Genomic DNA, 11,729 nt, shown 5'->3' with positions numbered 1-11,729 from the left:
AAGCAGGGATAACTCGCGAGAACCATCTCAAAGTCCCCCATTTGTCCCCTACAGCAGAAATAGGGCCGCAAATCCAGAGAGGACGCAGCATGAACTTTCGACCAAGCGATTGAAACTGAAAGAGAAAAAATGGTGCCCCACACGTCTTCACATTAAAGCCTCATCTATTTGAAAACAAATAACTAAATAAAACAAAATTCTCCGCATACCCCCAATAGTACCCCCACACATCAATTCGAAGGACTATAAATGTGCCTTTGGAAGCCAATATACGATGAACTCACTCGGTCCATTCCTCCTAAGACAACGACACTTTCAGCCAAAGTGCCAAACTTTAATCGTAAATAGTCCGGCAACTTAGAACGGTCGAGGTTTTCGACACCGTTTTCAATGTAGTGTGAAAGGACAAAGCTTAGGAAAGAAGCTATCTTTTCGTCATATTCATCTTCGAGTCTTCGCAAGCCGACTTCTGCTCGGTGTTGCCTACTCATCATGATGCGCGAATAGGCAATATGCATCAGTACGTCGTAAATGTCGCTATCTTGAGCGTTGATCGCTTCTTTGATTTGCATCAGGACCAATGCATCGTAGCCACGTTCGGAAAGGCGGCTCAATAGGGCTTTGCGGGTGTCGGGGTTGCTCCAAACCTTGCGCAACTCATCTTCGTCTTTGAACAATTCGGGTAATTCACCAAACATCCGTTTAATGAATTCTTGTGCGCTAATGGGCTTGCCGTCTGGCCCCCAGAACGTCGTGGCTGCAATATTGACGATATGATCATCGCCAAGCTTGATTTCCAGCATCTCCCTCGCAGGCATTCCGTCTGTTGGATCATCTGGACCGTCGCCAGTGTCCGTCTCGTTTTTTTCTTTAGGGTCTTTGGGAACGGATGGAGGACTTACAATAATGTCTGCCGGATCTCCGTCCCATTCAGGATCGTCAAACTTCTCATGGGCTTTCACGAAATCATAAACCGTGAAGTAGTCTTTCCCTTCGAAAGTCCGAGTGCCGCGTCCGATGATCTGCTTGAACTCGATCATAGAGTTGATCGGGCGCATGAGAACGATGTTGCGAACGTTCTTGGCATCGACCCCAGTCGATAGCTTTTGCGAGGTTGTCAGGATCGTCGGAATGGTGCGGCTATTGATCTGAAACCGCTCCAAAAACGCTTCCCCCCCTGCCCCGTCGTTAGACGTCACGCGGACGCAATAGTCGGGGTCTGGGTTGCGGACTTCTTGATTGATGAGATCGCGGATTAGTGCAGCATGGGCTTGGGTGGCACAGAAAACGATGGTTTTCTCGTTTAGTTTGATTTCACTCAGGAAGGTGCGGACACGGTGAAGTTCCCGTTCACGCATTTGACCTTTTCCTCAAAAGTCGTACCTTCCTCAACCTCACCAGTGACAACCTCGTCGGCCCCCTCGAACGTGTAGGTATCTTTGTCCGAAATGAACTGCCGCACACGAAAGGGCGTTAGGTAGCCGTCTTCGATCCCTTCGCGCAGAGAATAAACATAAACCGGCTCGCCGAAATAGGCATAGGTGTCAGTGTTGTCCGTGCGTTTGGGCGTTGCGGTCAAACCTAACTGCACTGCGGGTTCGAAATAGTCGAGGATTGCGCGCCATGACCCTTCGGCATTTGCGCCCCCGCGATGGCATTCATCGATGATGATGAAATCAAAGAAATCGCGGGCGTAGTGTTCATAGCCCAGCTTGCCGCCCTGATCGGTGGTGAGCGTCTGGAAAATCGTAAAGAAGATCGAGGCGTTTTCGGGCATGCTGCCCCGCTTTTTGATCTCACCAGGATCAATGCGCATACGCGCGCCGTCCTCAAAAGCCCCAAACGAGTTGAAAGCTTGGTTGGCTAAAATGTTGCGATCCGCGAGGAACAGGATGCGCGGGCGACGTGTCAGCTCTCCTGAGAGGTTCCATTTGGCCTCAAACAGCTTCCAGCACAGCTGAAACGCGATGCCTGTCTTGCCCGTGCCCGTGGCGAGGGTCAGCAGGATGCGCTTTTTGCCCAGCGCGATGGCCTCTAGTGCCGCGTTGATTGCGTTGTGCTGGTAATAACGGGGTTGCCATTTGCCGCCGCCATTTTCAAAAGCGACCGCGCCAAAGCGGTTGCGCCATGCGTTGTCGGCTTCGAATATGCGCGCCCAAAGCTCATCAGGGGATGGCGGGCCTGCGACGTCACGTTCAATCCCTGTGGCGGTGTCGATTTCGTACCACGTCAGCCCGTTGGTCGCATAAGCAAAGCGCGCTTGAAGGCGGCGTGCGTATTCCTTGGCTTGGGCGACTCCTTCGGCGGCGTCGATGCCTGCGCGTTTGGCCTCGATCACGGCCAGCTTGTGATCGTGATAGCGCAGCACATAATCTGCGCTCATCGGGTTTTCACGCTTGCCCCCTGCGACGATGCGGCCCTTGGCTATTTCCTCGCGGCTGCTCAACGATCCGGGCACCACATCCCAGCCCGCATCACGCAGGGCAGGATCAATGCGCCGCGCGCGGGTATCGGCCTCAGTTTCCAAAGAGTTCCATCTTTTCCAGCCGTTGCTTTTTCACGTGGGGTCGCCACTTGTCGTTGTCCTCGGCCCTCGACGATCCCCCCAAGGCTCGATCAAGCTGCGCACGGGTTAACTTCACAACCCGCTCCTCGTTAATCTTGTTTCGCAGGGCTTCTATCGCCGCGCAAAAATTCTCATAGTCTTGACCCGTGTTTTTATCCGACACTAGCGAGCTCGTCTCCGCACTTTGTCTGACTTCGGAGCGTCCCTTCCACTTCAAGGTCAAACTCGTATCCAGCTTCACAATATCCGGCCCCTCAACCAGAAGGTTCACAGCCTCCGCAACCCATTGATCCATGATGTAGCCCTTGGCTGAGTGCGCGTTTTTATGAAACTGCAGGAAATAGATCAACTTGGTGAAATAGGCACAGCCCATACCCTTCAAATTATTTTTTCTACGACGCTCCGTAAATTCTTCAAACGCGGCCTTGCGGGTTATTTCAATTGTTTGAAGCTTCTTAGCAACGCCCACCCATCCCTGGTCTTCCTGACCGAAAAGCAAGTCACGGTCAGGGTTTCGCATCCCGCCCCACGCCAAAATTATGGCGCATTTGGTTCTGATGTCTGAATCGCTGTTTACCCATTTGAGAACGTAATCATGGCCGATAGTGCCTTTTTCCATGCCCTTGGCACTGACGCCCGTACAGCCTTTAACAAAGCCTTCGACCTTCTTACCACCGGGAATGTCTCGGTCGAGGGGCGTTGCGAGCGCTTCCTCGAATTTTTTGAAATGCGTATCGTTAAAAATAAATTCTACCATAGAGCGAGGTTAGAGCGGAATTACGGAACTGCAAAGCCCCAATACGGCGCTCAGGTCAACTCCCCTGCAAAGGCTTTTTGGAGGAGCGATTGGCGCAGGTCGTCGAGGTCTTGGAGTTTGGCAGCTTGGCAGGTTGCAAGGCTCTCGCATGCGTTCTTGATTTGATCAAGCTGTTCAACAATTTCGTCTTGGATTTGGCGAGACGGCAAAGAAACACGGAACCGACCAACACTTTCACCTGCTAGGTTCGGCTGCGCTGCGCCTCCGATAAACCGTTTGATTTCTTCTTTTCCAAGATCGCTCGTTAAAAAATAAAATGCATATCTGTCTGAAATCTTACCGCTCGGCCTAATAATCATCAACGACGATGCAATTGCACCCTCGGTATGGGGTGCAACAAATGCCGTCTTGCCAATGGTGGCACCTCGCAGGCAGAACACAAGATCACCTTGCTGAACTCGTCCGCCACCCAGAGACTGAAATTTTTCCCGAGTAATAAAGTTCATTTTAGTCGCGTTGAGACTGCCGTCCGGAAGTATTTGACCGGTGTTCAACCATGGAACACCCTCAACAACGTATTCACTTTTGTTTGGGTAGTTCTTTCCTCTATCGCCATTATGAAAACTGACCACATCTTTCAGTTCAACAGCCTCTCCTTTTGAGGAAAGGGCCAGCGCAACTGATCTCTCAAACAATTCCCGCGCGTTTTGGAGGTTGGTTTCGACGTGGATGCGGGCGCGGGTGAGGCCCTCAAACGCCGCATCCAAAACCGCAACAATCCGCTTTTGCTCGTCGAGGGGCGGGAGGGGGATTTTTACCGCCTTAATTTTGGCTTGTGATATGTTTGGTTGAGCGTTCCCAACTGCTTGGCCGACAAGCCATGGCTTTATATGTAGAAAGTAGTAGTAAATATATTCTGGAACATAGTCCGCGTTTGGCAATATGGCGCAAACCGCTTGATTAGTTGAAGCTTGAAATCTCAGAATGCCCACTTCGCCCGCTGTCGCACCATACATTGCCACCAGAACTGAATTCACCGGAAATAGCTTTGCTGAGGAGCCGTCTAAACCTTTTTGAGTTATTGCGCGTTTCGCTGTGACAATGTTGGAACCTGCAACCTCTCCACTTACAAGCCAAGGGATATCACCCCCTTCATAAAAGCCCCTATTTGACTTGAGGGGCGTTCCGCCAGAGCTTGTTTTCGCAACTTGCCCAAGTGCCTTAACCTCCCATCCCGCCTTCACAGCATTCCCCGAATATTCTCTAAAATCTCTGCCGTCTCTGCATCCCGTGCCAGCATATCCGCGATGATCTCTTGCGGCGCGCGCAGGGGGGCTTCCTCGGGGGCATTGGGGTTCTTGACCGAGAGGTCATAGGTGGCCTCTTCCAAATCCTTCACATTGACCAGCCATGCTTTGCCGCCCAAGGTGCGGCCCGCTTGCATCGTCACGAATTCAGCCAAGTCACCATCATTGAGCGGGTTGGTTTTGCCCATGTTGCGCCCCGGATCAAGCTGGTAATACCAGATGTCGCGCGTCGCCTTGCCCCGTTCAAAGAACAACACAACGGTTTTGACACCCGCGCCCAGAAACGTACCACCGGGGCAATCAAGGATCGTATGCAGGTGGCAATCATCCAGCAATTGCTTGCGCAGCGCGATGGAGGCCCCGTCGGTGTTGCTGAGGAATGTGTTTTTAATAACAATAGCGGCCCGCCCGCCTGCCTTTAGGCTTTCAACGAAAGCTGCATGAACATATAGGCGCTTTCCGAGGATTTGATCGGAAAGTTCTGTTGCAGTTGTTTGTTCTTGTTGGTGCCAAAGGGCGGGTTGGCAAGGATGATGTCGTAGCGGTCTTTGTCTTCGATATCCGCGATCCGTTCAGACAGGGTATCGGTGCGCAGGTAGTTCGGGGCTTCGATCCCGTGCAGGATCATATTCATCAGCCCAATCACATAGGCCAGCGGGGCCTGTTCCTGCGCGTAGAAGGTTTTGCGTTGCAGGATTTGGCGTTGGTCGGGGCTGGTGGCTTGGCTCTTGAGATAGTCGAACGCTTCGCACAGGAAGCCCGCAGAGCCAGCGGCGGGATCATAGATGGTTTCGCCGAGTTTTGGATCGACAACCTTGATCATGGCGCGGATTAGCGGGCGCGGCGTATAGTATTGCCCGCCGTTGCGCCCCGCGTTGCCCATATTCTTGATACGGGTTTCATAGAGGTCAGAGAGTTCAGACTTCTGATCTTGGGTGCCAAAACTCAGGTTGTTGATAAGGTCGAGCGCGTCACGCAGCATATAGCCGTTGCCGAATTTGTTGCGCACCTCGCCAAAGATTTGCCCGATCTTGGATTGGATCGAATCTGGGTCGAGCGCCGTTTGGGCAAAGCTGCGCAGATAGGCCATGAGATCGTTGTTGACGAAATCCACAAGGTCCGTCCCGATCCGCGTTCGGTCAAGGTCTGGCTTGCCCTCTGGGGTCGTTGGTGAAGCCCACTCTGACCATCGGTATTGCGGCTCAAACAGCGGTTGAAAAGGTTCGCCCGTCATTTGCGCTTCGAGGATGCGTTCCTGCTCCAAATCGTCGAGATATTTGAGGAACAGCATCCAAGAGGATTGTTCGGCATAATCCAGTTCGGAGTTACACCCCGGCTCCATGAACATAATATTGTCGATATTTTTGAAGGTCTGCTCAAACATTGGCGCTCTTTCATTTTTCGGCACTTTGCATTGGTACGGGTCTTAAATAAAGGCCAAAGCCTGATTAGCCGCTCCTTTTCTTAATCAGCTCAGCTTGGCGCTCGATGGAGACGGGGCAATAGGCGCTGACTGAGGTGATGACACTGGAATGCCCGATGTTCTGAGAAAATGCTTTGAAGGCTTCGCGCGACGGGTATGTGGTATCAGCCCACTTCACGAGCGTTTTGCGGAAAGCGTGGGGCGTAAAGGGAGGGAGGTCTGCGCGCAAGAAGGCCTCTTTGATTACCGAGCGGATTGAGTTGGCGTTTTTGTATACCTCGCGATTAAGGCCAACAACTTGGAACGAACCATCTATTGGCTTGATCTTTGCGGGCGAAAACAAGGGATCATCAGGCCCAAACAGCGCGGTTGTTCTCAGATGAGTGACCCAACCCGCGAAACACGCCAAGTATTCGGGATCGACGGGCAGGAAGTAGCTGGTGAAGGTTTTAGAGTTTTTCGTCTTTACCTCGCGCGCATCCTGATAAACGCAACCGTCGATCATGTTGATGTGTTTGAGCTTCAATGACGCCACCGCGCCATCCCGCGCGCCTGTCAGCATAAAGAATGCGAACAACGCTTTGTTGCGGCGTTCGATCTCTGTCGCTTCAGGCATGTATGAGAACGCATGACGTGCCATTTCCATAGAAGGATACGGCGTTTCGCGCGTTGCACTGGCGACGCGCGCGCCCTTGGCGTCCATATTGAAGTAATCCGCGTCGGAATGGCGAATACGGCTTTTGTATCCACTTTGATCTGCTAGCCAAAAGATGAACCCTTTGTTGGCGGCAAGGATGCTGCGAATTGTGGATTTTGACAATGGCTTGCCCGTTGTCTTACTCACTTCGACGCTCAGACGGTCCTGAAATTTGATCGCCTGCTCGATGCGAAAGCGTTTGAAGCTGGTGTAACCGACGCTCACCTCAAACCTAAGAATACCCTCAGCGGCCTTTAGAACCGTGCTAGCGTCCTTGCGCTTAGCGGCCTTGAGATATTGCAGGTAGCGGCGTTTGATCCGCTCGTTTTCTTCGTTGTTTTTACGCATTGGTTAGCGCTCCTGTTTAAGTGTACATTTAAGCGGGGCATGGCGGTATCTATTAGGCATTGCTGCCCCCGCCTGTCTTGATCTGGAAGGTTTCGGAAAACACATGGGTCTGAGTGTTGGAAATCATCCGGCTTGCGCACGCGCCGCAACACGCGCAAATGCCCATCAGGCGTGTGGTTTTAGGTGTGTTTGCGAATGCCTCAACTGACATATCGAGAGGCTTGCGCCCTGCCCTGCAAGAAAGGCAAAATAACTCATTCGGGGCCAGCGGTGATTTGGTTGCCTGATATTTGGCGCGTAGGTAATCGCGGATTGCAGCACCCGAAATCAAGTAAGGTTTGCGCGAGGCCATGACGGGCAAACCGTCTTTGATCCAATTGCGGATCGTTGCTGGGGATTTGCCCAGCGCGGCGGCAGCCTCACCAATTTCGTAAGTTAACGCAGCCTTCACTGCCATCGGGTTGGCGCGCTTATTCATCCGCTTCACCTTCAAAAAGCGCACAGATGTCATCTGCTTTCCATACGGTTGTTCGCGGGCCTAATTTCTGCGGTTGTGGAAATCGGCCATCCTTAACGCCCTGCCACCATGTCGATTTAGATACAGGGATTGGGCCCCTAGGCGCTAAGATTTGTGCCAAACGCACGAAGCCAGCTTTAGGAAATGTAGGGTAGTCCATTGTGATCAGTCCTTGTGTTAAGAAGTCTGATCAAGTCCTCGCATCGAAATTACTGGGTCAGGCGGATTTGGAAATCCTTTACCCTATTAAGATTAGACGGCTGATATTAAACAAAAAAAATATCGCTATTCGTTCAACGAATAGTGATCATTCAGGTTTCCAATCTTCTGGAATCAACTCCGAACCCTTTTTGAGGTATTTTCGAATGGTGTCGTCCGATAGCGCCAACCCTAATCTGTCGGCGACTCCCTGAATTTCCATCGGGATTTGACTTCGCCGAGCTTTCGGGTCGTAGCCGTAACCGTCAATGGCCATAGCAGCGATTAGTTTTGACATAGAAACCATTTCACGGCCATCCAGTTGCTCAGGAATTATAGAAACTTCGGGAACCGCAATGCTCGGGCGATTTGAAGTAACCCTTTTAGCTAACATTGCCATGAATTCCGGATGGACATTTAGCTTCACGTCTTCAATCCAGTCGTGGAGGAGCAACAGGTCGGGCTTGTCATTATGATTGTATGGGTCAAACTTACGTCTGATCGTCTCCTTATGTCGTGTCATGTACTCAGCCATTGAGTCCACTTTTTGAGCATTTCCTCTCGCATCAAATGGCTTGATCTTGTCCATGAGCTTTTTCGCGGGTTCAAATCCCACTGAAAGCCAAGCCACCTCATCTACTGATAGAAACTCAGCCCTACCCCAATGCTCAAAGTCAGCCAAATCCTTCGTTTGGAAAAATGGAACATGATACCATATCGGCAAGCGTCCAAACCTTTGATTGATCTTGTTCTCATAACCTCGAACCCACGATTTAGAGGTCTCCGAAATTGGGGCTCCGTCTGTTGAGAAGCTGTGGGACAGCGCTTCCGGTTCCATCTTCAGAAGATCATCGGAGATGGCATGCAAGATATCATCACGCATTTGGGTGATACTCACCATAATACGTACATGGTCGGCACCCATCTCTAAGCATCCAACAGGTCCTTTTTTCGCAACAATTTCACCACCGACCTTTTGAATGATCCTTTCGTGTAACTTGTCTCTCTCTGACTTTTCCATAAACGCTCGCAAATGATTCCAACATTTGAAACAGCCTGCCCTTAGCTCATCAAGATATCCAGCCCTCCAATCCGGAAGCCCGACTGTTTCTTCCAACAATCTTTCTCTGCGAAAGCGCCCCGTGCTTCAATTCTCCCATCGTTCGTAAGTGGTTATGCGCTGGCACCAGGATGCCAAAGACTGTCCTTGTTGGATAATGCAGACCACTTCGTGAGCAATTCATGGGCAGAAAACTGAAGTGGCAACTAAGGGCGGAAAGCGGATCTTCGCTGCGGTCTCTACCGATGACCGCTCTGCAAAAAAAAGCGACTTTTCGCCGCTTTTGCGCAAGTTCCTACTGCTAAAGACGTCTGCTGTGAGGTGGAATGTTCTCGGGAGTAACGACCTGAATGTGAGAGATGGTCGTATGAAGCGGATCAAGCATGAGTTTGTGGTGATGCAAGAAGGCGTGGAACACGTTTTGTAAATCAACGCGAAGGTCATGGTGCAGCACAAAGCTGATACAGCCATTTTCGATTAACCGTCGGTTTTCACTGTCCAGATCATGGGCCACGTAAATGTCAGGGAGTGCGCCGTTCTGCTCGAGGATTTCCAAAATCGTCGTGTTGCCACCACCCATTGAATAGACGGCACGCAGCTGGTCAAAATCTGCTACAACATTTTGCATTATGCGCGATGTTTCAAAATGAACGCCGCTGCCTCCGCTTGCATCTATGATGCGCAGGTTTGGACACAATCGGTTAAGTGTCGCCCTGAACGCCACTTCTCGCTCTTCCTCCCCCAAAAAGAGACCACTGCTTTTTGAGGTCAGCACGGTTCCTGCGCCTTCCCCAACCGTCTTCGCAATCAAGTAGGCCGCCGTGCGACCTGCGCTTTGATTGTCAAGTCCGACATATGCGATGCGCTTTGTTGTGGTCAGATCGGTAACCAAAGTGACCACTGGAATACCTGATGCAATCAGTTGATCCACCGCCGCTCTAATTGTCGGCAGATCACGCGCTTTGAGGCAGACGCCATGGCTGCCACGCTTGGCGATGCGCGACAAAGCAGCAACGACATCATTTCCCCCCATAATCTCTTGCGCCAAAAACCTTGGGCGACACACTGCGTTTGCGACACGTGGCAAAACCTGTTCGGCGGCTTGCTGCACTTCACGACTGAAGCGTGATGGCGCTTCGATGACAAAATCGAAAAACAGACGTCGCCCATGAGCGGTCAATTGCCCCTCTTGTCCTTCAAGTTCGGAAATGGCTGCGGCAACACGTGCCTTGGTTTGCGGGCTGACGTTCGCGCGATTGTTTATCGCGCGGTCAACCGTCGCAGTGCTGAGCCCTGACTGTCTCGCAATTTCTTTAAGTGGAAACCGATGTGTCATTTGATGTGTTTCTGATGTCTTTTGGAAATCCAATCAAGGTCTTTTTGTCGAACACTGGGGATAACACAGGGAGACATTCAATGAACCACCAGATCGAAACAGATACAGGATATTTTGACAGCGCGGACTGTGATTTGGGCGAATTCACCGCGCTTATTAATAAAGCTGTAGACCCATCAAACGTTCCAAACGCTGACAACATCCAAAAGAATGTACCAATTTATGACATGTCAGAATTGCGTCTTGCTCTTGAGGATAAGGCGCAACGTCGGACAATAACGGCTGAATGGGCGCGTGTTCTTCAGGCGGGTGCAGGCGTTCTGGTTTTGCGTGGGGCGTACGCGGACACTACCGTTCTTGACGAGGCTACTGCAATCTACGAGCAAATTATTGCAACAGAAAAACTGGCAAGTGGCGGCGGAGGGGACCATTTTGCGGCGTCGGGGTCCAATGACAGGATATGGAACTCCTTGCAAAAACTGTGCGAAGAGGCTCCGGATGTATTTTTACGATATTTCGCCAATACATCCATCGCTGCGGCGTGCGAGGCATGGCTTGGCCCAAACTATCAAATGACAGCTCAGATCAATCTGGTTCATCCCGGCGGTGCGGCACAGCAAGCCCACAGAGACTATCACCTCGGCTTTCAAACGGCTGAAATTAGTGCGGAATATCCCGCGCATGTTCACGACCTTTCGCCTGCTCTGACGCTGCAAGGTGCCGTCGCACATTGTGACATGCCAGTTGAAAGTGGCCCAACAAAGCTTTTGCCGTTCTCGCAACTTTACCGCGCAGGTTATGCCGCGTGGCGACGGGACGATTTTAGGGCGCTGTTTGAAGAGCGTTGCATTCAATTGCCGCTGGCGAAAGGGGATGCCCTATTTTTCAACCCAGCTCTCTTTCATGCGGCCGGCGCAAATACGAGTAGTGACATTCACCGCATGGCCAACTTGTTGCAGGTGTCGTCTGCGTTCGGGCGTGCCATGGAAACGGTAGACCGTGAGAAGATGTGCAAATTGCTGTATCCCCACGCGATGGCCGCACACCAGAACAGCACATTGGGCGTTTCAGACCTAAAGGCTGCAATTGCTGCGTCTGCAGAAGGGTATTCATTTCCGACCAATTTGGACCGCGATCCCCCCAAAGGCGGGCTTGCACCTGAAACCCAGCAAGCGCTGTTTGCGCGTGCCCTTGCTGAGGGTTTTGATCTTCAGGAATTTGGAGCGATTTTGGATGAAATGCATGTCAAGAAATCGTCATAGCTTCAAGCTATCGGCGTAAAAGTGTCTGCCGTTTTCGCTCGACCAGACTTGCAAGGCGGCCATTCGCCGCTCTGCAGAAAACTATCACTTCAGGCTCGAAGCCGCCGTTCGCTGCGCCACGCATCAAGGTCCGGTTAGGGCCGTTCGCGACATCTTCGCTAGAAGTTGGCTCGAGACTTTCCCGCAACCGCAGCATTCGTCATTAAGGGCCGAATTCGGTCGTTAACAGAGCGTTGAACCAAGGTCTGCACTGCGAGA

General features: G+C 51.6%; 8 protein-coding genes and 2 pseudogenes. 1 reads left to right on the top strand and 9 read right to left on the bottom strand.

The features are described from left to right. Positions 1–230 precede the first annotated feature (230 nt). From hsdR to AB9F26_RS21525, 9 genes and pseudogenes are all read right to left on the bottom strand, one after another. Positions 231–2,527, bottom strand: a pseudogene (gene hsdR, locus AB9F26_RS21565) (EcoAI/FtnUII family type I restriction enzme subunit R). Next, the gene (locus tag AB9F26_RS21560; protein WP_369757858.1) at positions 2,517–3,323 is read right to left on the bottom strand and encodes a hypothetical protein; all 807 of its coding nucleotides are present in this window, start codon (positions 3,321–3,323) and stop codon (positions 2,517–2,519) included. Before AB9F26_RS21560 ends, hsdR begins: the two are co-directional and overlap by 11 nt. Positions 3,324–3,373: 50 nt before the next feature. Further along, the gene (locus tag AB9F26_RS21555) at positions 3,374–4,567 is read right to left on the bottom strand and encodes a restriction endonuclease subunit S (protein ID WP_369769055.1); all 1,194 of its coding nucleotides are present in this window, start codon (positions 4,565–4,567) and stop codon (positions 3,374–3,376) included. Next, positions 4,564–5,921: pseudogene (locus AB9F26_RS21550) on the bottom strand (N-6 DNA methylase). Before AB9F26_RS21550 ends, AB9F26_RS21555 begins: the two are co-directional and overlap by 4 nt. 157 nt (positions 5,922–6,078) lie before the next feature. Next, complete coding sequence (gene xerC / locus AB9F26_RS21545) at positions 6,079–7,098, bottom strand: tyrosine recombinase XerC (protein ID WP_369757859.1); 1,020 nt, start codon at positions 7,096–7,098, stop codon at positions 6,079–6,081. Between the two features lie 52 nt (positions 7,099–7,150). Further along, the gene (locus AB9F26_RS21540; RefSeq protein ID WP_369769054.1) at positions 7,151–7,609 is read right to left on the bottom strand and encodes a helix-turn-helix domain-containing protein; all 459 of its coding nucleotides are present in this window, start codon (positions 7,607–7,609) and stop codon (positions 7,151–7,153) included. Further along, positions 7,569–7,775: a helix-turn-helix transcriptional regulator gene (locus AB9F26_RS21535; protein WP_369769053.1), complete on the bottom strand. Its 207-nt coding sequence runs from the start codon at positions 7,773–7,775 to the stop codon at positions 7,569–7,571. The genes AB9F26_RS21540 and AB9F26_RS21535 overlap by 41 nt, the downstream gene beginning before the upstream one ends. 147 nt (positions 7,776–7,922) lie before the next feature. After that, the gene (locus tag AB9F26_RS21530; protein ID WP_369757862.1) at positions 7,923–8,834 is read right to left on the bottom strand and encodes a hypothetical protein; all 912 of its coding nucleotides are present in this window, start codon (positions 8,832–8,834) and stop codon (positions 7,923–7,925) included. 340 nt (positions 8,835–9,174) lie between these two features. Further along, a complete protein-coding gene (locus AB9F26_RS21525) occupies positions 9,175–10,209 on the bottom strand; it encodes a LacI family DNA-binding transcriptional regulator (RefSeq protein ID WP_369757863.1) in 1,035 nt (344 codons plus the stop codon). Between the two features lie 80 nt (positions 10,210–10,289). On the opposite strand from AB9F26_RS21525, the gene AB9F26_RS21520 reads away from it, so the two are divergent. Continuing rightward, positions 10,290–11,471: a phytanoyl-CoA dioxygenase family protein gene (locus AB9F26_RS21520; RefSeq protein ID WP_369757864.1), complete on the top strand. Its 1,182-nt coding sequence runs from the start codon at positions 10,290–10,292 to the stop codon at positions 11,469–11,471. Positions 11,472–11,729: the final 258 nt, after the last annotated feature.

Source organism: Falsihalocynthiibacter sp. BN13B15, from assembly GCF_041205415.1.
Lineage (GTDB): Bacteria > Pseudomonadota > Alphaproteobacteria > Rhodobacterales > Rhodobacteraceae > Falsihalocynthiibacter > Falsihalocynthiibacter arcticus.
This window is presented reverse-complemented; position numbering and strand designations above follow the sequence as displayed.

What these genes read in the sequence shown, in the direction of transcription:
- AB9F26_RS21560 (WP_369757858.1), bottom strand. Translation starts at nt 3,323, where the DNA reads ATGGTAGAATTTATTTTTAACGATACGCATTTCAAAAAATTCGAGGAA.
- xerC (WP_369757859.1), bottom strand. Translation starts at nt 7,098, where the DNA reads ATGCGTAAAAACAACGAAGAAAACGAGCGGATCAAACGCCGCTACCTG.
- AB9F26_RS21540 (WP_369769054.1), bottom strand. Translation starts at nt 7,609, where the DNA reads ATGACATCTGTGCGCTTTTTGAAGGTGAAGCGGATGAATAAGCGCGCC.
- AB9F26_RS21535 (WP_369769053.1), bottom strand. Translation starts at nt 7,775, where the DNA reads ATGGACTACCCTACATTTCCTAAAGCTGGCTTCGTGCGTTTGGCACAA.
- AB9F26_RS21530 (WP_369757862.1), bottom strand. Translation starts at nt 8,834, where the DNA reads ATGGAAAAGTCAGAGAGAGACAAGTTACACGAAAGGATCATTCAAAAG.
- AB9F26_RS21525 (WP_369757863.1), bottom strand. Translation starts at nt 10,209, where the DNA reads ATGACACATCGGTTTCCACTTAAAGAAATTGCGAGACAGTCAGGGCTC.
- AB9F26_RS21520 (WP_369757864.1), top strand. Translation starts at nt 10,290, where the DNA reads ATGAACCACCAGATCGAAACAGATACAGGATATTTTGACAGCGCGGAC.